This is a genomic window from Paraburkholderia fungorum, assembly GCF_900099835.1.
Classification (GTDB): domain Bacteria; phylum Pseudomonadota; class Gammaproteobacteria; order Burkholderiales; family Burkholderiaceae; genus Paraburkholderia; species Paraburkholderia fungorum_A.
Window position 1 is genome coordinate 300,311 of record NZ_FNKP01000002.1, and the last position, 22,617, is coordinate 322,927.

A 22,617-nucleotide genomic window follows, 5' to 3' on the forward strand; every position below is an offset into this window, starting at 1 on the left:
ACGATCTGCTTAGCCGCAAGAAGACCACGTATATCCGCGCTAACCTCGCCCCGGCCTGGCTCGATGTGCATCCGTCAGCGCGTCCACCAGCGCACGGACACGCGCGGCGCGCACTCGCGATCCTGGCAACACCAGATTGACCGCCAGCGGCGTCGGCCGACATCGCGGCAGCAGTTCAACAAGGGCGCCTTCGGCAAGGTGCTGTTGTGCAAGGAACTGGGGCATCTGCGCAATTCCGATGCCGAGCACTGCCGCTTCCGCGAGCGCCTCGCCGTGGCTGATGCGAAACGACGTGTTGGGTGTGAGCGTCACCGGTCTGCCTTTCTCGATAAATTCGAGCGGCCTGTCGCGGCCGTGGGTCGGCAGACGGAACACGATGACGGTGTGATGGGCCAGATCGTGAATTGAACGTATGGGATGGTGCATAGAGAGGTACGCCGGACTGGCGCACAACACCAGTTGCTGTTCGTCGATCTTGTGCGCGATCAGCGTTGAATCTTCGAGTTGACCGATGCGGACAACCGCGTCGAACCCTTCGTCAAGCACAGCGACACGCCCATCGGACAGCCGAAGATCGAATTCGAGCGCCGGATGAAGCTCGCGTAGCCGTGCCAGCAGAGGCAGCACGATGCGCACGCCGTAACCGATCGGCGCACCAATCCGCAGCATGCCTGAGGGCTCGTCCGATTCGCCGAGCGACATCAGATCGAGCGCGTCGATTTGCGCGGCGAGTGACTCGCACTTCGCGAAAAGGGTGCGGCCTTCTTCGGTGAGCGTTAGCGCGCGCGTGGTGCGATGAAAGAGCCGAGCGCCCAGGTCCTTCTCGAGACGCGCCACACTTTTGGCCACAGACGATGGCGCAAGCCCCAGTTCTCTCGCAGCTTGCGCGAAGCTCCGATGTCGCGCGACGGCCGAGAAATTGAGGAACTGGCTGAGATTTTTCATTGATGGATTCGCGACATCGTGTCGTCAGAGTCGCGGCATGGCGGCGACCCCGCGTGAGTCGAAGCGTCGTTATAGTCTTATCACGTCGACGCAAACGCAAGTTGGAGCCGGCGTCATGCAATCCTATCCTTTGGAGAAAACAATGACTGCACGTGACACAGACATCTTAACCGAAACCATCGGGTACGACTTCGGTGGCTCCCATACACGCATTCTTGTGTCCGGCGCCCAGACGGCGGACGCATATTGTGTGCTCGAAATGGCTTCGCCTGCTGGTCGCGCAACCCCGATGCATCATCACGACAACGAAGACGAGACGCTGATCATGCTCGAAGGCGAGTTACAGACCATCGGCGATGAAAAAACCCAAACATTGCGCGCTGGGGCTTCTTTCACTTTCGGGCGTGGCGAGCGGCATCGGCTGATCAACACGGGCACTCAAACCGCGCGATACCTGGTGATCTGCGCACCGGCTGGCTTTGACCGCTTCGTGCAAGCCTGCGCGGAACCGCTGGCAGCGCTGGAAGAAACGCGGGAACCCGATGACGCCTTCAAGACGCGCATGCGAGAAGCCGCGGTGCGCTTCGGCATTACGCTGCATGCGCCAACTGCGGTTCTTCCGCAGTAACGGGATCAACTGGAATCGGACGAACCGCAACGCACGATGACGATGATGGAAAAGACGACGACGCGACGCAAGACGCTGTCCATTGGCATTGGCAATGTGCTGAAGCGACTGCACTAGTCGCAGGAGGGTGGCAATGTCACAACTTCCGCGGCGTGCAATCGCTCACGGTCGCGACCGGCTCACTCCGATGAAGCTTTATCCCGACGCGCACTTTCTCAGGAAATTAAGCAATCCGGACGGCGAGTCACTCGACCATCCGCATACTGAACTGGACTCGAGATGGTATTGGAAAGCGGAAATCACGAATCAGCCGAAATGGCGCCTGCAACCTTCGTACTTTTGCACGGGGCCTGGCATGGCGGCTGGTGTTATCGCGACACCGCACGCGTGTTACGCGAGGCCGGTCACACTGTCTACACACCTACCCTGACCGGCCTTGGTGAGAGGGCGCATCTGAATAGCCACGCCATCACGCTGGAAACCCACATCCGTGATGTATGCGGCGTTCTGGAGGCTGAAGAACTCCACAACGTTATTCTCGTGGGCCACTCTTATGGCGGCATGGTTATTACGGGCGTGGCCGATCGCATGAGTGATCGCATCCAGTCGTTGGTCTATCTGGACGCCTTCGTACCCGAGCATGGGCAATCGTTCAACGACTGCATTCGCCTGGCGTTTTCCGAAGAGAACGCTGCTGCTTACCTATCCGCTTTTCGAGCCGACGCGATGACCGGCAACGGTGGCCTGACGCTGCCAGTCCCTGCGGCCGCCTTCAACGTCGAGCCAAAAAACCGCGCATGGATCGACCGCCGTTGCTCGCCTCAGGCATTTGCCACATTCGAGACTCAGGTTCTTCTCACGGGCCGCGGAGCGGCAATCAAGGACAGACTTTATATCCTTGCGGAAGGGTGGGGACCGAGTCCCTTTCCATACTACGCGAAGCAAGTCACCGGAAAAGCGGGGTGGCGTGTCTCCAGACTGCCGTGCAGTCACGATGTGATGATTGACATGCCGGTCGAACTCGCCAATCTACTGATGACGTTGACACCGATCACGCGTGACACGACGGCCGCTGAGAGTCTCCGTTGAATCGAAAAGCAGCATGGCAGAGTCATGGCCGAACGCCGACTGAGGCCGATTACCGGACTCGTCATATCGGCAGCGGGGTGGCCGCGTGCAAAGCCGAAGCCGTTGCATCGACGCTGATGTAATGACTCTGCTTCGCCGATCGGCGAAGCAGAGTTGTCAATGCTCGAATAAACCGCGTAACACGCCGGACGTATGTTGATGGACTCCCAAACAACGTGCCATGTGAAGAAAACTCGCTCCCAGTCGAGGAGGGTCCGTTGTTGTCCGCAAAGTTGAGACGTGCAAGCTATTTCTTGAGTTTGTTGAGAATTCCCGGAGGCCGGCGAGTTAACTAAGCTTGTACCTCGCTACCGTCGTTCTTTCCACAAGACTTCTTACGGACTTTAACCCGCTAATGAATACTGACACTCAAACTGCCATTGTCACTGGCGCCTCCAGCGGCATTGGGTTTGCCATTACCAAGGCCTTTCTCGCTCTCGGTTTTAACGTCGTCGGAAATGCGCGAACGGATCAACGGCTGAAGGCAGCCGCAGCACAACTGGGTGACACTTCGCGGTTTCTGCATGTGGCGGGTGACATCGCCGACCCGGCAGTTGCCGGCGCGTTGTTTGATACGGCGATTACGCATTTTGGTTTCGTCGACATCCTGGTGAATTGCGCGGGCGCGTTTATCGCCAAGCCTGTGGGTGACTACACAGAAGAAGATCTCGACCTGCTGATCAGTACCAACCTGAAAGGATTCTTCTACCCGGCGCAACTCGCGGCACGGCATATGGCGGCCAACGGGGCGGGGCACATCATCAATATCACAGCCAGCATTGCAATGCAGCCGAATGTCCGCGTGCCTTCCGTCATTCCCGCGTTGGTCAAAGGCGGCATCAACGCTGCAACGCGCGCGCTGGCGCTTGAACTCGCGGCACACAATGTCAAAGTGAATGCGATCGCACCGGGCGTCATTGACACACCGTTACATGAGCCAGGCGCTATTGAGCACTATCGCGCACTTGCGCCGTCGGGCACGGTGGGAACCACGAGCGACGTGGTCGACGCGGTGCTTTATCTGGTTCGCTCCAGTTTTGTTACGGGCGTTGTCGTGCCCGTCGATGGCGGTTCGACCGCAGGCGTCTGGTGATGTGATGAAGACATGGCCTGATGAACGGATTCTCTCGCTGTTCGGCATTGACCTGCCGATCATTCAGGCGCCCATGGCGGGCGTCGGTAATCTGCAACTGGCTGTCGCGGTTGCGCGTGCTGGAGGGCTGGGCTCGTTGCCGTGTGCGTTGCTCAGCGCCGAGCAGGTACGCAGCGCTGTGACGTCGATACGGACGCAGACGTCGGCCGCGTTGAATCTGAACTTCTTTTGCCATGCGCCCCCGGTGTTCGAACCGCATCGGCTATCCGGCTGGCAACAGCGGGTCGAGCCTTATGCGCACGCATGTGGCTTGCCGCGCGCAGTGCCGCCAATCTCCCTGCCCACCGGTGCCGGTGTCCATGCGTTCGACGAATCGTTCTGTGAAGTCGTCGAGCTACTCAGGCCGCAAGTGGTCAGTTTTCATTTTGGGCTGCCCGAGGCATCGCTTGTCGCGAGGGTCCGCGAAACGGGTGCCAGAATCATTTCGTCGGCCACAACCGTGAACGAAGCGCGGTGGTTGGCCGAGCATGGCTGTGACGCAATCATCGCAATGGGTACCGAGGCGGGCGGCCACCGCGGCACATTTCTACCCGGCGACCTTTACAGGCAGGCGGGTACGCTGGCGCTGGTTCCACAGATCGTCGACGCCGTCAACGTACCGGTGATCGCGGCGGGCGGTATTGCCGACGGTCGCGGCCTGGCGGCAGCATTCATGCTGGGCGCGTCCGCCGTGCAGATGGGCACGGCGTATCTGCTAGCCGAAGAACTCGCGCTGCCGCCTGTTTATCGGAGGGCAATCGAACAGTCCGGCGACGACTCCACTGCGCTCACCAACATATTCACGGGACGACCGGCGCGAGCCATCGTCAATCGCGCGGTGCGGGAGCTCGGTCCGCTTTCCCCCGACACTCCACCGTTTCCACTTGCGGGCCTTGCGCTTGGGCCCCTGCGCGCCCATTTTGAGCAAGATGGCGCCGATGACTTCTCGCCACTGTGGAGCGGTCAGGCGGCAAGTCTGGCCAAGGCGCTGCCTGCTGCCGAAATCACGCGCGGCATCGCCGCAGAAGCACTGCGTTTACTAGGTGTTCAATCGGTCGTTGAGCGCAGTTGAATTGAGACGTCGGGAGAATCTGTTGCAGTAGGGGACACTGTCAGGTTGCTGGAGAGGCGCCGGTACAAAGAAGCGATGAAGAAGACGCAATCGCTTTATCACGGCCACCGCTATGCAGCTGTCGTCATCAGCTGCGCCGTTCGCTCGCAACCGGGTCTCTTGCCAAGACCTTCCGCCCGCTTTCCGTTGTCTGGATCCAAGGAGTCGTATTTAACTCAACGGAAACTCGCGCTACGCGGGTGCCGCCACCATCGTGTTGCTGATATAGCCGCGATCGAGCAGCCGCAGATCGGTGCGCGGTTGCAGCACATCCAGCGCCTCGAACAGCATCTGGCGCTCCGCGCCATCGGCGGGATGAAGCGCGGCGCGCAGCGTCAGTTCGGGACCGGGCAGAACAGCGCAAACGCGTATGATTGGCGCGCAATTCATGGCACGCGATGCGTGCCCATGCGCAGTCGGCTGCCGTCAGCGGCGACTAATCTCAGGCCGTGCCACCGCATCGAATCGATATGGGGTTGGGCCAGTGCGATCAGATGAGCGCGGGCCAGTTCGAACAGTTCGGCCGACAGCCCGCGACGGGCTTTGCGGACGACCTGCGCACGGACGGCGCGGCGACGCCGCCGCGCCCTTCAAGCGCACCGAACAGCGCGTCGAGTTCGGCCTGCAAGCTGGCGCACATGCCCGACATCATTAGCGCGGCCATGCGCGGCAAGGTCAGTGGGCGACTGCGGGTGAGGGCGCCAGGAGAGCGACGCGCGCGATCGGCGAGCGCCGGATCGAACAGGAAATCGGAGAACTCAGCCAGAAGTCGTGAGGACGCTGGTATTCGAGTTCATATCGTTGATTTGTCAGTGAGTTATGCGATGAAGTTTGCAGGGGCAATGCCTCGTCTACACGTGCGATGAGGGCTTAAGTTGAGAGCATTGATGTGCGCCCCTGATCGCGCGAGGTCGCTGATTTTGCTGGCGAGGTCAACCGATAGTTAAGTTTTTCTGGATTGAAGCAGTCAAATATTTTTTGAACCAACTAATGCTTTTTATTCGTTACGATTTCTCGGGGCATTGATAGGTTGCCACTCCGAGGTTCAATTTAAATAATAGTTCGATGGCATGTGTGCATAACAGCGCAATTGCGAAGATATTAATGATCGATCTCCAGGTCTGGCCGGGTTGTCGGCATAGCCATACCGCTTTCGAACGCAAATTTGAATAAATCTGCGTCTCGTTCTACTCCCAGCTTACGCATCGCAGTTCTTTTCTGTGCGCTAACTGTCTGTTTCGTCCGATTCAGCTGGGCGGCTATTTCGCTTACCGTGACACCAGATAGATAAAGACGCACGACTTCCGCTTCTCGTATTGAGAGATGGGGTATGCGTGTGCTGAGCACCTGCGCTGGGCCACCAGACCCGGTTGGCTCTTCCAGAGTAGGTGAGTAATAAGTTGCACCCGCATGGACAGCGTGAATAGCGGTAATCAGATGGCCAATATCCTTTGATTTGTTCAGTACTGAATGGATGCCGATTTTCCTCATCTCAATAGCAATCGCGAAATTGTCGATCGTGGTGAACACGACAATTTTCACGTCAGGATAACGGCGCCTCAAAAATGACAGCATGGCCATACCATCGCTGTATTCTCCGCCCGGCATCGCAAAATCCGTGATGAGAACGTCGCACGATACCCTGGATAATAAATCGACTATTTCCGTCGAATTAAACGCCGTCCCTGATACTTTAAGAGTGTGGATTTTCGAAAGCTCGTGTTGGATGCCATGGATTATTACCGGGTGGTCATCTGCAAGTATCAGGTTAATCTTCATCGCGCTCTCGATCGTCATGAAAAGATTGGGACAGTAGTAATGTAGCGGCAATAAACTGGCATGAATTTCGTACTGGGCAGCTTTGGAGCGAGATGTCATCTGATTTGTCAGAAATGCTAGGCAAAACTTCTCTGAAGTACGCTGATGCTCTCTCTCTGATTCGGGGGGCGGGGCGCCCATGTTCAGGAGTTTGTTTAGCTCGCAATGGGCGGCACGATTATTCTTTCGGACCGTATTTCCCAATTTATAGTGGAAACTTTCGGTCGTTACACTGCCGTTTTGATCGCATGCAGAATCGTGAAATGAATTCCATCCGGCGCACAGTGGATAGACTCGAACGCGAATGGTTACTCTGGAAAACTTGAATGATTGCTGGGTGGCCGGATTTTGGCGGTGCCTCTCCGGGCCCGGCGCACAGGTTCGGCTTCGAGCGTATTCGCCACTCAATGCGTCAGCAATGGCAACTTGCGAGGTCCAGCGCCGCAGTCAAATAAAGCGAAGCCGTGCGGCACGGAGTAGCGTCGGGTCGAGCGCCCAAACTACGCGGCGGTTGATCTTTCGATTTTGCAGCGGATACCGCGCAGATCTTGTGCGCTAAGGAAAGCGACTCATGACTGGCGGTGCGATACAACACCTCAACGCTCGTATGCTTCATCAGCGTGCCGCCATTTGGCACGCGTCACTAGATCACGTAGCTAATGTCCAGATTGGTGCGAAATACGCGCCTTACGCCCGTCCCTGAAAACGTCCTTTTTGATTTGCTCAACGATTTCCCGTCGTCTTCTTGGAGAGGCGAGAAGCAGGAGGTTCATTGTCGTGATGAACTCGCGTTCCTCGCTCTTGCAAAGTTCGACGAACGCGAGCAGTGCCCGAGCCGTTGCGGATTGTTGGTTATTTGACATTCTCCATCTCCCTTGAGTTGCAAATTACATTTCCAAAATCAATGATTACAGATAGGCAATTATCTTCTAGAAAGCAGAGTTTAAATTTCGCGCTTTAAGTTATTTGTAAATAATTTAGCAAGAAAGATCTTTCTTTTGAGCTAGTTTTTGCATGATGGGGATTTGTACGACGCAGCCACGTAGCGAAAAATTCAAGATGTGTTTGCTGTTCCGTCCGGACGCGGGCTAATGCATTGAATTGGATGGGACTCTGCGAGCACACTGGGCGCTGCCAACGCAGGCTTGCCAGTATCAGCGTGTTTCGAAGCATACGAATTCGCATCATTTTTTGTCAAAAGTCCTTTCGGACCTGGAGAAGACTGCATTTAGATTCGGGAAGCATTTCTCCCCAACTTAAGTTGGGGAGCGAGATTGGCAGGTGCTTGAGTATCGGGTTGAAAAACACTGAGTGACAATTCGCCGACTTGCACCTGGCCCGAATAAAGGCCTTGATGAAAATAACAAAACTGATTTGTCTGGCGCCGCTCCATGAAATTACTCTTCTGAAAATTCGAATCCGATTCCGTCGCTTGTGGGTATTCTTCATTCTGCATCTTAACTAAATTGTTACTTTTCTAAAGATTAATTAAAATGCGACTTGTTGCAAATCGATTTTCTTATTTATAAGACCGGTCTGAGTGCGCCGGCCTTATCTGGACGCATGTGAGTTCCCATGCTGCGGAAGAGAAAACCAGAAGATAGGGGAAATGTGCGGGCACGCGGGCGGGGCGCGAACCCCGTTACCTACTACTCTTACCACTGATACGAAGCACCCACTCCGACCGCCGTGCCGCCGCTGGACATGCCGACACCCGCTTTCATTTTGATGTTTTGCGTGATGCGAGCCGTCCCGCCCATGGCAATAGCCTGGTAGCCCTTATAGGTCGAAGCCGCAACCCCGAATGACAGCCTCCTGCCCAGGTCGACTTCGGGAATCATCGTCAACGCCGTAGCGGCCGCAATACCCGAGTAGGCGTTCTTCGCCACATCGTTGATCTCACTCTGTACCTGGGTGACCCGCTGGTCCGTGTAGTCCTTCGCAGTCGTGTTGGGCGGCAGATTTCCCACCGCAGCAGAAATCTGGCTGTTCAACTGACCGACGTTGACCGCGTCAGTGTCGGCCGTTCCGGCCGCGACGTTAGTCATCTGACGCTCGGAACCTGACGCGCCAACCGATACCGTGTCGGCACGATCAGCCACCGAACCTTGGCCCAGCGCAACCGAGTTGGACGCAATTGCCTGCGTGCCCCGGCCGAACGCAGCCGAGCCGGATGTCGCCGCGGCGCCGGTTCCCATGGCGACCGCGTTGTCCGCCGCGCTGGAGTTCGACCCAACGGCAGTTCCGTTGTTGCCCACGGTCGTCGGACCGTAATCCGATGAAGTGGTGACATCGCCCGCGCCGGGTATTGCAGCGTTGGTCACTGCGCCGGTTGCCGAAGACGTGCCAGTGACATTCACTTCGGCACTGCTTCCCGAACCACCGGTCGGCTCGACTTTCGTTACCCGCGTGTCGAGGTTGGTCACCTGGTTTTGCAACGCATACAACTGGCTGCCGTTCACAGCGTCCGCGCTCGATGCGGACAATGCTCCATCGGCCACACCCGTCACTACGCGGTTGCCCGCCATGCCTGCCATGTTCACCAGCTTGCCTCCCGTGCTCGCGGCGACGGTGATGATACCCGTCGAATCCTGCTGGACCAGACCGATCGTCCCGTTGTTGATCTGGCTCTGCATGCTCGAGATATCAGCCGTAATTCGCGCGATATTCGTGGTGTTCGCCATGACACGGCCGTCGAGGTTTGCGACTGCATCGCCCACGTTGTGAACGGTCGCGCCGCCCACGCTATAGCTCGGTTCGCTGATCGTGCCGTCGGCGTTGACGGTCGCGCCGCCACCGAGACCTGCCGCTGCGCTGGAGGCCGTTGCGTAGAGCTGGCCGCCGTTGACAGCGTCCACGCTCGCCGGGTTGATTGCACCCGCAGCCACGCCTGTTACGGTGCGGTTGCCTGCCGTGCCTGCCATGTTCACCGACGTGCCGTCCGTGTCCTTACCCATCGTGATCACCCGAGTTGAGGGGTCCTGCTGCACCAGACCGGCCGTCCCGTTCGCAATCTGGTTACCAAGGTCTGCCACCCGGCCGTCCAGTTTCGTCACGTTCTGGTTCGTCGTGTTCAGTTGCGAACCATTCACCGCATCGGTACTCGTCGGCGACAGGTCACCAGCGGTCACATTCGTGATCTTCGTACCGTTGGGTCCGCCCATGGTGAGTACGCCCTTCGACGCATCGTCGTACGTCACCACACTTGCCACCCGGCCGTTACCGCCGATCAAACCCGCGTCCTTCAGCTGCGATACGTTCACCGCGTCCGTGCCGTCAACGCCTGCTGCCACGTTTTTCAGCGTCACGGGGGCTGCTGCGTTGGGTCCGCCGAGCGTCATGCTAGTGTGCTCGGCGTTGTCGTACTGAACCGAATTGTCGAAACCATTCGACAGCGAACTGATGCTCGTCGACAAGCTACCCATCGTAGCGTTGGTCGTGTTCAGACTGTTTGACAGCGAACCGACTTCCGTTGACAGCGAGCTCAGACCCGCCGAGGTCGAGGTCGACAGCGACGCCACATTGCTGTTGGTCGTATTCAGATCCGTGGACAACGAACCCACTCCTGTGGACAGCGAACTCAGGCCTGTTGCGGTTGAGATCGACAGCGAAGCCACGTTGCTGTTGGCCGTGCTCAGACCCGTGGACAGCGACCCCACTCCTGTGGACAGCGAGCTCAGGCCTGTTGCGGTTGAGGTCGACAGCGAAGCCACGTTGTTGTTGGCCGTGCTCAGCCCCGTGGACAGGGAACCCACTCCTGTGGACAGCGAGCTCAGGCCCGTTGCGGTTGAGGTCGACAGCGACGTCAGATTGCTGCTGGTCGTGCTCAACCCCGTCGAGAGGGAGCTGATTCCCGCTACCCGTGAAACCGCTTCCGACTGCAACTGGCTTACGTTCACCGCATCGGTCGCGGCCGAACCCGCCGCCACGTTCGTCACGCGGCGCTCCGCATTGGTCGAACCCACCGACACTTCACCATTGGCCGCCGACGCAGTACCCGAAAGCGCCGTCGAACCCGGGTTGTAACCCGCTGCTGCCAGGCTGGCCGTCGTCGTCGAACCAGCGCCCAGCGCGACCGAGTTCGCTGCGCTTGCAGTCGCGCCTGTGCCAAGCGCGATCGCACCCAATGCGCCCGTCGAAGCGGAGTTACCGAATGCGATCTGGCCATTTGCACCGTTGATGTTCGCCGTCGAAGCGTTCCGGCCGATGGCAACACTGTCACCACCACCCGCGAATGCGCTTTCGCCCAACGCGAGGTTGCCAGCATAGGTCGCCGTTGCATTCTTGCCGATGGCAACGCTCGTCACCCCCCAGTTGTTTACTGCAGACGCGCCCGCGCCGATTGCGATCGCCTGGCCCTGCGCCTTTGCGTCGTCGGTGCCATCGTTCAGACCACCTGCCTGGAAGTAACGTGTTCCAGCATTATTCAGCGACTGCAGCTGGCTCACGTTCACCGCATCGGTCGCGGCCGAACCCGCCGCCACGTTCGTCAGACGACGCTGCTGGCTCGACGAGCCTACCGACACTTCGCCAGCCGCCGTGGTACCGCCGAGCGTCATCGAACCCGGGTTGTATGCACTGGCGCCAAGGTTGGTGGTCGTGACAGAGCCTGCGCCCAGCGCGACCGAGTTGGCCGCCGTCGCGCTCGCACCCGCACCGATCGCGCTGGCGTTGAGCGCGCTCGCCTGGGCGGCGCGGCCGAGCGCAACAGACTTACCCGCCGTCGCCGTCGCCGAGTCACCCAGCACGATCGCGCCGTCGCCGGTCGACCATGAATTCGTGCCAATTGCAATCGCGCTATAAGCGCCCGATGCAGTAGTCGAATCAGCGGTCGCATAGCGGCCCAATGCAATGCTATTGCCGTTGACGGTCTGCGAGAGCTGGCCGATCGCCACCGAGCCGGCTGAAGCCGACGTCGCGGAACTACCCAGCGCTACAGCATTCGCCCCCGTCGCGGATGCCGCAGTGCCAATTGCGATCGTGCTCGAGGCCGACGAAAGACCGCCCGTGCCGATGGCAACGGAGTCCGTACCCGAAGCCCGGGTATTGTTCGTCGTGTTCTGCATGGCGTCCGTAGTGCTGTTCGGGTCGAAAGTGACCGTCGCAGCCGAGCCCAGCGCGATGGAGCGAGCACCACTCGCGGCCGCGGAAGTACCAATCGCATTGGCGTCAGCGCCGGTGGCGGCCGAAAGCGTCCCGATCGCACTCGCGCGGTCATTGTTAGCGACGGAGAATGCGCCAATGGCTTGAGATTGGACACCGCTGGAATAGGCGGCGGCACCCATAGCAAGGCTCATCCGTCCCAACGCCTGGCCGAAGACACCGAATACAACCGAGCCAATGCCCGAGGCTGTCGAATAGCTGCCCACCGCAGTTCCCCCATAAGCGGTGGCGTACGAATTGTTGCCCAACGCAGTCCCGCTACCGTTCTGCGTAATACTGGTCACATTGGTGCCTAAACCATCGGTACGGCGATTACCCCCGAGATTAATGGACCATAGAACGTCGTTGGATACGGAAGCGCCAGAGCCCACAGCTGTAGCTCCCGTCACAGGAGCTACAGCGCCCGCCCCCACTGCGACCGCATCGGTCCCGGACGCGACTGGGGCAGCCGTCTGCGTGCCTGTCGACGCGACAGCCGGCGTCGATAGCGCTGCTGCGGAAACCCCTGCCGGCGAACTCATGGCGATCACGAACAGCGCGCCCGTTGCGCCAACGACCACCCGTGCCTTGCTACGCTTGCCCCGCGCCGACGTATTCTCGGATGCGGCCACCCACGTCCCAAGAGCTTCACTCCAGATACTGATATAAGACTTGTTCATGATTTCACTTCCGATAAGTTAAATAATTAATCAGTTATACGAATAATGTGGGCGTCATGTTCCTGTACACGCTCTGATGAGTCTTCGCTGCAAATGGGACGGTTGGTTCATTGACGCGCTGCCTGGTGCACGCCAGCATCGAGTTAGCTCAATTTCCTGCCACTCTTCCTGGCAATCAGTGCTTTCCTTGCCCTTGACCAAATTCTAGATTTTTGAGATTTCGAGGCGAGTTGACTGGTTATGAATCGCCAAAAATTGCATCTGACTAGTCCGAATGGTGGCTGAAAGGGTGGGTTCGTCGGACGAAAGAAGCCGACGTCCATACCAGGCGTTTTAATCGGGCATCGAATGACCGTGCTTTGCCTTTGCCGGCATGTTCGACATTCGTCGAACTGGCGCTATCGCAACACCGGCGGCGATTCCACGTGAGCCAGGATGAAGTTTTCGGATGCCTTCGACGATCGCGGTTCGTTGCCGCAGCGAATGGCCAACGAGCCATGGTTGAATCGAGGGGCGAGGGTGTGCGGATGTTCCACACCGAAACGACGTGGACGGCTATTTAGGATTTACACGGTGAGCCGTTTTGAAACGCACCATCGCCGTTGCGAGAGCGTGAGAATTTGTCATCGCGCTGCGGAGTGAGTCAGTGAAATGGCTCTCACGATCGACGCCGATTCGTTCGGTTTTCTGGAATACGACTGCTCCGGAAACATGCTTGACTGCTTGCATCGGGAACTCGGTCCCGCCGTGATTGTTACTTCATTAGATGCGCCAGGTCGGCCGAGGCAGCAATCGCAAATGTGGCTCGTTGGAAAGCTAACCTTGTGGCTGGTAGTAAAGGGCCACTTTCGCGATTGGTTTGCGTTTTCAGGCCGCGATTGCTCGTAGCACGGTGGGGATGAGATGGCAGGTGCCTCTCGGCAAAAATGTCGGGCTGCGTGATCTGTCTTCGCCGTGGCATGTCGACATGCCGGTGTCAACCTGTTAGCCAACGTGCGGTATCGCTTGCACTATCTTCCGTATTTTCTGCATTCCTACAAGACAACATCTAATTTCAGACGTGTCTGAACATATTTTTAAGAATTCAAAATTTGTCTTATTTTTCGCAATGCCTGGAACATTGAAAATGTAGTCAAGGCGTGGAGTGAAAGTGGGTCTTCAGACGAATGGCGGTGAATCGAATTTCCCCGCTGCCGGCGCGCTCTGCCAAGCACTCACCGTACCGATTCTAGCGAAGATTCGACCAGTCATTCATATAGAGCTGGCGTCTATATCATTCGTATACCGAAGTATTAATTGTTTTGAGCATTGGAATGAATAAGTCTTATATCAGTATCTGGAGTGAAGCTCTTGGGACGTGGGTGGCTGCATCCGAGAATACGTCGGCGCGGGGCAAGCGTAGCAAGGCACGAGTGGTCGTTGGCGCAACGGGCGCGCTGTTCGTGATCGCCATGAGTTCGCCGGCAGGGGTTTCCGCAGCAGCGCTATCGACGCCGGCTGTCGCGTCGACAGGCACGCAGACGGCTGCCCCAGTCGCGTCCGGGACCGATGCGGTCGCAGTGGGGGCGGGCGCTGTAGCTCCTGTGACGGGAGCTACAGCTGTGGGCTCTGGCGCTTCCGTATCCAACGACGTTCTATGGTCCATTAATCTCGGGGGTAATCGCCGTACCGATGGTTTAGGCACCAATGTGACCAGTATTACGCAGAACGGTAGCGGGACTGCGTTGGGCAACAATTCGTACGCCACCGCTTATGGGGGAACTGCGGTGGGCAGCTATTCGACAGCCTCGGGCATTGGCTCGGTTGTATTCGGTGTCTTCGGCCAGGCGTTGGGACGGATGAGCCTTGCTATGGGTGCCGCCGCCTATTCCAGCGGTGTCCAATCTCAAGCCATTGGCGCATTCTCCGTCGCTAACAATGACCGCGCGAGTGCGATCGGGACGCTTTCGGCCGCCACCGGCGCTGACGCCAATGCGATTGGTACTTCCGCGGCCGCGAGTGGTGCTCGCTCCATCGCGCTGGGCTCGGCTGCGACGGTCACTTTCGACCCGAACAGCACTACGGACGCCATGCAGAACACGACGAACAATACCCGGGCTTCGGGTACGGACTCCGTTGCCATCGGCACGGGCGGTCTTTCGTCGGCCTCGAGCACGATCGCAATTGGCACTGCGGCATCCGCGACGGGGGCGAATGCTGTAGCGCTGGGTAGTTCCGCGACGTCGGCTTCAGCCGGCTCGGTGGCGATCGGCCAGCTCTCGCAGACCGTCAACGGCAATAGCATTGCATTGGGCCGCTATGCGACCGCTGATTCGACTACTGCATCGGGCGCTTATAGCGCGATTGCAATTGGCACGAATTCATGGTCGACCGGCGACGGCGCGATCGTGCTGGGTGACTCGGCGACGGCGACGGCGGGTAAGTCTGTTGCGCTCGGCCGCGCCGCCCAGGCGAGCGCGCTCAACGCCAGCGCGATCGGTGCGGGTGCGAGCGCGACGGCGGCCAACTCGGTCGCGCTGGGCGCAGGCTCTGTCACGACCACCAACCTTGGCGCCAGTGCATACAACCCGGGTTCGATGACGCTCGGCGGTACCACGGCGGCTGGCGAAGTGTCGGTAGGCTCGTCGAGCCAGCAGCGTCGTCTGACGAACGTGGCGGCGGGTTCGGCCGCGACCGATGCGGTGAACGTGAGCCAGCTGCAGTCGCTGAATAATGCTGGAACACGTTACTTCCAGGCAGGTGGTCTGGCTGACGGCACCGACGACGCAAAGGCGCAGGGCCAGGCGATCGCGATCGGCGCGGGCGCGTCTGCGGCACAGACTGTGACCACAACGAGCATTGCCATCGGCAAGGGCGCGACGAGTGCCTATGGCGGCAACCTCGCGTTGGGCGAAAGCGCATACGCGGGCGGTGGTGACAGTGCTGCCATTGGCCGGAACGCGTCGACGGCGAACATCAACGGCGCAAATGGCCAGATCGCATTCGGTAACTCCGCTTCGACGGGCGCATTGGGTGCGATTGCGCTTGGCACAGGCGCCAATGCGTCAGTCAAGAATGCGCTGGCGCTTGGCGCAGGTTCGTCTGCCGGCGCAGCGAACTCGGTCGCGCTGGGCGCTGGTTCGACGACGACGGCCAGCCTGGCAGCAGCGGGTTACAACCCGGGTTCGACGACGCTTTCGGGTACTGCGTCGGCGGCCAATGGTGAAGTGTCGGTGGGTTCGACCAATGCGGAGCGCCGTGTGACGAATGTGGCGGCGGGTGCGGCACCGACGGATGCGGTGAACGTGAGCCAGTTGCAGTCGGAAGCGGCTTCACGGGTAGCGGGAGTCAGCTCCCTCTCGACGGGTCTGAGCACGGCCAACAGCAATGTGGCTTCGCTGTCGACGTCGGCATCGACGGGCGTCAGTTCGCTGTCCACGGGAGTGGGTTCACTGTCGACGGGTCTGAGCACGGCCAACAGCAAGGTGACCAGCTTGTCGACGTCGACGTCGACCGGCCTGAGTTCGCTGTCCACGGGCGTCAGTTCCCTCTCGACGGGGCTGAGCACGAGCAACAGTAGCGTGACTAGCCTGTCGACTTCGGCGTCGACGGGCGTCAGCTCGCTGTCGACGGGTCTCAACACGACCAACAGCAGTATTGCGTTGCTGTCGACCACGACCTCGACGGGTCTCGCTTCGCTGTCGACGCGCGTCGACACGACCGATAACAACGTTGCGTCGCTGTCGACCACTCTCAACACGACGAGCAGCGCTTTAGCGTCACTGTCGACAGGGGTTGGCAACGGCGTGATGTACGACAATGCAGGCCGCACGAGCATAACGCTTGGAGGTGCTACGTCACAGCCCGTTACACTGACCAACGTCGCCAACGGCGTAAGCCAATACGATGCGGTGAACTTCGGTCAGTTAAGCTCGCTGTCGACCACAACCTCGACCGGCTTGGGCTCGCTGTCCACGGGCCTTGACACGACCAACAGCAACGTTGCATCGCTGTCGACCGGTCTGGACGACACCAACAACAATATCACGTCGCTGTCGACTTCGACCGCCACGAGCCTGAGTTCGCTGTCTACGGGAGTAGGTTCGCTGTCCACAGGAGTGGGTTCGCTGTCGACTGGTCTGAGCACGGCCAGCAGCAATGTGGCATCGCTGTCGACGGGTCTGGATGACACGAACAACAACGTCACGTCGCTGTCCACGGGTCTGGATGACACCAACAACAATGTCACGTCGCTGTCGACCTCGACCGCCGCGGGCCTGAGCTCGCTGTCTACGGGAGTAGGTTCGCTGTCCACAGGAGTGGGTTCCCTGTCGACCGGTCTGAGCACGGCCAGCAGCAATGTGGCGTCGCTGTCGACGGGTCTGGATGACACCAACAACAATGTCACCTCGCTGTCGACCTCGACCGCAACAGGCCTGAGCTCGCTGTCGACCGGTCTGAGCACGGCCAGCAGCAATGTGGCGTCGCTGTCCACGGGTCTCGATGACACGAACAACAACGTCACGTCGCTGTCGACCTCGACCGCCACGGGCCTGAGCTCGCTGTCTACGGGAGTAGGTTCACTGTCAACCGGTCTGAGCACGGCCAGCAGCAATGTGGCGTCGCTGTCGACGGGTCTGGATGACACGAACAACAACGTCACGTCGCTGTCGACTTCGACCGCCACGAGCCTGAGTTCGCTGTCTACGGGAGTAGGTTCGCTGTCCACAGGAGTGGGTTCGCTGTCGACTGGTCTGAGCACGGCTAACAGCAATGTGGCATCGCTGTCCACGGGTCTGGATGACACGAACAACAATGTCACGTCGCTGTCGACTTCGACCGCCACGGGCCTGAGCTCGCTGTCCACGGGAGTAGGTTCCCTGTCGACGGGCCTGAGCACGACCAGCAGCAATGTGGCGTCGCTGTCCACGGGTCTGGATGACACGAACAACAATGTCACGTCGCTGTCGACTTCGACCGCCACGGGCCTGAGCTCGCTGTCCACGGGAGTAGGTTCCCTGTCGACGGGCCTGAGCACGGCCAGCAGCAATGTGGCGTCGCTGTCCACGGGTCTCGATGACACCAACAACAATGTCACGTCGCTGTCGACCTCGACCGCCACGGGCCTGAGCTCGCTGTCCACGGGAGTAGGTTCGCTGTCGACCGGTCTGAGCACGGCTAATAGCAATGTGGCGTCGCTGTCCACGGGTCTCGATGACACGAACAACAACGTCACGTCGCTGTCGACCTCGACCGCCACGGGCCTGAGCTCGCTGTCTACGGGAGTAGGTTCACTGTCAACCGGTCTGAGCACGGCCAGCAGCAATGTGGCGTCGCTGTCGACGGGTCTGGACGACACGAACAACAATGTCACGTCGCTGTCGACCTCGACCGCAACGGGCCTGAGCTCGCTGTCCACAGGAGTGGGTTCCCTGTCGACCGGTCTGAGCACGGCTAGCAGCAATGTGGCATCGTTGTCGACGGGTCTGGACGACACGAACAACAATGTCACGTCGCTGTCGACCTCGACCGCAACGGGCCTGAGCTCGCTGTCCACAGGAGTGGGTTCCCTGTCGACCGGTCTGAGCACGGCTAGCAGCAATGTGGCATCGTTGTCGACGGGTCTGGACGACACCAACAACAATGTCACGTCGCTGTCGACCTCGACCGAAACGGGTCTGAGCTCGCTGTCCACAGGAGTGGGTTCACTGTCGACCGGTCTGAGCACGGCCAGCAGCAATGTGGCGTCGCTGTCCACGGGTCTGGACGACACGAACAACAATGTCACGTCGCTGTCGACCTCGACCGCAACAGGCCTGAGCTCGCTGTCTACAGGAGTGGGTTCCCTGTCGACGGGCCTGAGCACGACCAGCGGCAATGTGGCGTCCCTGTCGACGGGTCTGGACGACACGAACAACAATGTCACGTCGCTGTCGACCTCGACCGCAACAGGCCTGAGCTCGCTGTCCACAGGAGTGGGTTCCCTGTCGACCGGTCTGAGCACGACCAGCAGCAATGTGGCATCGCTGTCGACCTCGACCGCAACGGGCCTGGTCTCGCTGTCAACAGGTCTCAACACGACCGCCAGCAACATCGCATCGCTGTCCACCATAACGTCAACGAGCCTGAACTCGCTGTCGACCACGCTCAGCACAACCAGTAGCACTATGGCGTCACTGTCGACAGGCGCGAGCAACGGCTTGATGTACGACGATGCAGACCGCACCAGCATTACGCTTGGAGGTACCGGGTCGAACCCAGTCACGCTGACCAACGTCGCGAATGGCGTAAACCAGTACGACGCGGTGAACTTTGGTCAGTTGAGCTCGTTGTCGACCACGACCATGGCGGGCATCTCGTCGCTGCAGTCGGGTCTGAGCACGACCAACAACAATGTCGCGTCGCTGTCGACTGGCCTTAACACGACGGACAGCAACGTCGCCTCGTTGTCGACTAGCCTGACCAACGCCAGCGGCAACGTGACGGCACTGGCGAGCGGAATCGCCAACGGCTCGATCGGCCTTGTGCAACAGGTCGGCGGAGTACCGGGCAACGGCACGATCACGGTCGGTGCCAATACCGGCGGCACGACGGTCGACTTCACTGGCACGTCGGGCGCACGCCTGCTCACCGGCATCGCCGCAGGCGTCGCGGCGACTGATGCGGTGAACGTCAGCCAGTTGCAGTCGGTCGCTTCGCTGGCGAGCAACGCGGTGCAGTACGACAACGCCGCGCGTACGAGCGTCACGTTCGGTGGCACGGGCGCTGCCGCGGTGACGCTCACCAACGTCGCCTCAGGGGCGGTGACGGCAAGCAGCACCGATGCGGTCAACGGCAGCCAACTGTTCGCGATCGAGTCCAGGGTGGGTTCGATCGACCAGCAGTTCCAGCAATTCTTGCAGACACCTGTGAACAACGTGATGTCGCCGTCGTTCGATTCGACAAATTCGACCGGCAGCGGAGCTAAAGCGTCCGGCAGCGAATCGGTTGCAATGGGCGGCAATTCGCAGGCAAGCGGCGCCAATACAATCGCGATCGGCTCTGCCGCGCAGGCATCGGGGACGAACTCGACGGCGATCGGTGTCAACGCAGTCGTGTCCGCCGCGGACTCAACGGCGTTGGGCGCTAATACGGTGGTGTCGGGTGCGAACTCGGTGGCGCTGGGAGCAGGTTCTGTTGCGAGCGATCCGAACACGGTTTCGGTCGGCTCGCCAGGCAACGAGAGAACTATCTCCAACGTTGCGCCGGGCGTGAATCCGACCGATGCGGTGAACGTTTCACAATTGCAGGGTCTGCAGCAAAACGTGAACAACGTTGCACGCTACGCCTACTCGGGTGTCGCGATGGCCGGTGCACTGGCCGCGCTGCCGCAGGTCGAGCCGGGCAAGACGGTCCAGCTCAGCGCCGGCGTCGGTAACTACGCAGGGTATTCCGCACTTGCGATTGGCGGCAGTGCCAGAGTCGCCCAGAACACGATCGTCAAGTTGGGCGTCAGCGCCACAAGCGGTGCCAATCGTGTGCTGGTCAACGCTGGTGTGGGCTATTCTTGGTAATACGCCGTCACGCGTCATAGCAGGAGTGTGCTAGGGCCGCCCGTCAGGGGCGGCTCACAAACGAACCCTCGTGATAAGCGAGGGTTCGTTTGCTTATCTGGTGGACAAACATGCGTATCGGAATTTCCGTTGTGACCCACGAGGGCCAGAGCATCTGGCAGAACGGCTTGGGACAGAACGTCATTTTTCTTGCCGAGCTATTTCAGCGGTTGCCGTTCGTGCAGTCTGTCTCGTTGATTGACGTCGGCGACCAGCTCGCCATGCCGTCACAGGTCGACATGAGCTCGCGGAATCTGCACATTATGAGGATTCCCGACGCAACCGACGAAGTCGACGTGATCGTCGAAATGGGCGGTGCGCTCGACATCCAGTGGCTCGACCTGATGCGTGCGCGCGGCAGGAAGGTGGTGTACTACTGCTGCGGCCAGCCGTTCGCCGGGCTTGCCGAGCCGGCCCTGTTCAACAGGTCCAACGTTTGCGCACGCCCTGACAGTTTCGATGAAATCTGGGTGCTGCCGGAGTATCAGGACTTCGTTAGTTTTCAGCGAGTGATGTATCGCTGTCCGGTGCATGTGATTCCGTATTTATGGCATCCGCAATTTATCGAGCAGCGTGTGCAGGAAGTAGCCGGCGTGCTGGGGGTTCGATACGGTTACATACCCCGCGCCGCAGTTGATGCCGGCGAGCGGGCCGGCCTGCGTATTGCGATTTTCGAGCCGAACATTTCCGTTGCGAAGACCTCGATCATCCCGATGCTGGTCTGCGATGAGGCTTACCGGGCCGATCCCGCCACGGTAGCGGCCATGCACGTGCTCAACACGTTACACGTGAAAGATCATCCAACCATGCTCCATTTCGCCAACTCGCTCGATCTGGTGCGTGAGCACAAGGCGACCTTTCATGGACGGCACGATATTGTCGGCTTCATGACACAGTATGCGGACGCAGTGGTGTCGCATCAGTGGCAGAACAATCAGAACTACAGTTATATGGACGCGCTTTATGGCGACTACCCGTTGATCCACAATTCTCCGTGGCTTGGGGAGGCGGGCTACTACTATCCCGAGTTCGACGCGCAGCAGGGTGCGGCGCAACTACGCCGCGCGGCGGCCGAACACGACAGCAATCTCGACGATTACCGCGCCCGCGCGCGCCGCGTGTTCGATGCCGTCAATCCATTCGGCCAGCACAATCTCGACTCGTACGCCGCCAGGTTGTTGCACTTGTGCCGCGACGCGAAATTTACCGATCATGCTGTGAGCCGCCCATGAGCATCGAAAAAAACGTGGCGTCCCGCCCCCGCAAACTGCGCGTCGGCGTGTCGATTTATGTTCGCAAGGGCGAGCAGTCGGTGTGGGAAAACGGCATCTACCAGAACTGTATTTTTCTCGTGATGCTGCTTATGCGCTCGCCGCTTGTCGAGGCGACTTTCCTGGTGGCAGGCGGTGGTGACGGCGACCCCGCGGATGCGAAGAATTTTCTCGCCGATTCCCCTGTGCCGCTCATCGACATGAACGAAGCCGCCGCGACGCTCGACGTGATGATCGAGATGAGCGCGCAACTCGGACGCGAGTGGGTGGTGGCGTTTCGCGAACGTGGCGGCAAGATCGTGTCGATGCGGGTCGGCAATGACTATGTGATCGATATTGAGCGCATGGTGTTCGACAAGTCGCACGGACTGCTGATTACGAGTGCGCCCTATCACGAGGTATGGACGCTGGCGGAGTATGAGAACACCTGCGTGCCCTATTTCCGGAGCACATTCCGCTGTCCGGTGCGGATGATGCCTCATTTGTGGAGTCCGCTCGTGTTGTTGCGCGAAGCGGCGCGTCTGCCGGATGGCGTCAGCTTCGGCTATCGCCCCGGACGCAGGCGCTGGCGCGCGGGCATCTTCGAGCCGAACATCTGTATGGTGAAGACGAGTTTCATCCCGCTGCTTGCCTGCGAGGCCGCACATCGCGCCAATCCCGACATGCTCGAACATGTATGGGCTTACAACACCTTCCATATGAAGGAGCACGTGGGCTTCAACGACTTCGCCCGCAAGCTGGATATCGTGAAGCATGGCCTGGCTTCGTTCGAGGGGCGCTTTCCGTTCTGCCGGGTCGTGGCCGCCGACGTCGACGTGGTGGTCAGCCATCATTGGGAAAACGCGCAGAACTATGTCTACTATGAAGCGCTGTACGGCGGCTATCCGCTTGTCCACAACTCGCACCTGATCGATAACTGCGGATATCGTTACCACGGATTCGATTGCGAAGAAGGGGGGCGCGCGTTGCAACAGGCGTATGCTGCGCACGACGCAAACTTCGACGCTTACAGGAAGAACGCGCAGACGTTCCTTGCGAAGCTTGATCCCGAGAGCGACGCCAATGTGCGGATTTACACCGATGCGATTGCAGCGCTGTATGAAAACGCCTGAACGCATGCGGGTTTTACTGGCCGACTTCGAAGCTGCCGGTAGCGCGCACCTTATCGATGACGTATCACCATTGGGCGCG

The 22,617-nt window shown here is 59.5% G+C and carries 12 protein-coding genes and 2 pseudogenes; 9 read left to right on the forward strand and 5 right to left on the reverse strand.

Annotation, left to right across the window (positions count from 1 at the left end; all coding sequences use genetic code 11):
* Positions 1-39 precede the first annotated feature (39 nt).
* On the reverse strand, positions 40-945 hold the full coding sequence (locus tag BLS41_RS17645) for a LysR family transcriptional regulator (protein ID WP_074767094.1): 906 nt from the start codon (positions 943-945) through the stop codon (positions 40-42).
* 115 nt (positions 946-1,060) lie between these two features.
* On the opposite strand from BLS41_RS17645, the gene BLS41_RS17650 reads away from it, so the two are divergent.
* From BLS41_RS17650 to BLS41_RS40295, 5 genes and pseudogenes are all read left to right on the forward strand, one after another.
* Positions 1,061-1,573, forward strand: a complete 513-nt coding sequence (locus BLS41_RS17650) for a cupin domain-containing protein (RefSeq protein ID WP_171910261.1) — start codon at positions 1,061-1,063, stop codon at positions 1,571-1,573.
* A 279-nt stretch (positions 1,574-1,852) separates the two neighbouring features.
* The gene (locus tag BLS41_RS17655) at positions 1,853-2,662 is read left to right on the forward strand and encodes an alpha/beta fold hydrolase (protein ID WP_083380004.1); all 810 of its coding nucleotides are present in this window, start codon (positions 1,853-1,855) and stop codon (positions 2,660-2,662) included.
* A gap of 394 nt (positions 2,663-3,056) precedes the next feature.
* The gene (locus BLS41_RS17660; RefSeq protein ID WP_074767098.1) at positions 3,057-3,794 is read left to right on the forward strand and encodes an SDR family NAD(P)-dependent oxidoreductase; all 738 of its coding nucleotides are present in this window, start codon (positions 3,057-3,059) and stop codon (positions 3,792-3,794) included.
* A gap of 4 nt (positions 3,795-3,798) precedes the next feature.
* Positions 3,799-4,905, forward strand: coding sequence for an NAD(P)H-dependent flavin oxidoreductase (locus tag BLS41_RS17665; RefSeq protein WP_074767100.1), 1,107 nt, complete (start codon positions 3,799-3,801; stop codon positions 4,903-4,905).
* A gap of 75 nt (positions 4,906-4,980) precedes the next feature.
* Positions 4,981-5,049: pseudogene (locus BLS41_RS40295) on the forward strand (IS6 family transposase); the annotation flags it as partial.
* An 87-nt stretch (positions 5,050-5,136) separates the two neighbouring features.
* Here the strand turns inward: BLS41_RS40295 and BLS41_RS39625 are convergent.
* From BLS41_RS39625 to BLS41_RS38435, 4 genes are all read right to left on the reverse strand, one after another.
* Positions 5,137-5,334 (reverse strand): hypothetical protein, encoded by a 198-nt coding sequence (locus BLS41_RS39625; RefSeq protein ID WP_074767102.1) that lies wholly within the window; start codon positions 5,332-5,334, stop codon positions 5,137-5,139.
* A 100-nt stretch (positions 5,335-5,434) separates the two neighbouring features.
* Positions 5,435-5,608: a hypothetical protein gene (locus BLS41_RS39630; RefSeq protein ID WP_253189697.1), complete on the reverse strand. Its 174-nt coding sequence runs from the start codon at positions 5,606-5,608 to the stop codon at positions 5,435-5,437.
* A 437-nt stretch (positions 5,609-6,045) separates the two neighbouring features.
* Positions 6,046-6,723, reverse strand: a complete 678-nt coding sequence (locus BLS41_RS17675) for a response regulator (protein WP_074771014.1) — start codon at positions 6,721-6,723, stop codon at positions 6,046-6,048.
* 1,694 nt (positions 6,724-8,417) lie between these two features.
* Complete coding sequence (locus BLS41_RS38435) at positions 8,418-12,584, reverse strand: YadA-like family protein (protein WP_143026306.1); 4,167 nt, start codon at positions 12,582-12,584, stop codon at positions 8,418-8,420.
* Positions 12,585-13,897: 1,313 nt separating this feature from the next.
* Between BLS41_RS38435 and BLS41_RS40095 the strand changes: the two are divergent.
* The 4 genes and pseudogenes from BLS41_RS40095 to BLS41_RS17775 form a co-directional block, all read left to right on the forward strand.
* Positions 13,898-14,188 (forward strand): annotated as a pseudogene (locus tag BLS41_RS40095) (ESPR domain-containing protein); the annotation flags it as partial.
* Positions 14,189-14,272: 84 nt separating this feature from the next.
* The gene (locus tag BLS41_RS38440; RefSeq protein ID WP_253189698.1) at positions 14,273-20,116 is read left to right on the forward strand and encodes a YadA-like family protein; all 5,844 of its coding nucleotides are present in this window, start codon (positions 14,273-14,275) and stop codon (positions 20,114-20,116) included.
* A 110-nt stretch (positions 20,117-20,226) separates the two neighbouring features.
* Entirely contained in the window at positions 20,227-21,387 is a 1,161-nt protein-coding gene (locus tag BLS41_RS17770) for a DUF2827 domain-containing protein (protein WP_074767106.1), read from the forward strand.
* Positions 21,384-22,538: a DUF2827 domain-containing protein gene (locus BLS41_RS17775; protein ID WP_074767107.1), complete on the forward strand. Its 1,155-nt coding sequence runs from the start codon at positions 21,384-21,386 to the stop codon at positions 22,536-22,538. Before BLS41_RS17770 ends, BLS41_RS17775 begins: the two co-directional genes overlap by 4 nt.
* The last annotated feature ends 79 nt before the right edge of the window (positions 22,539-22,617 follow it).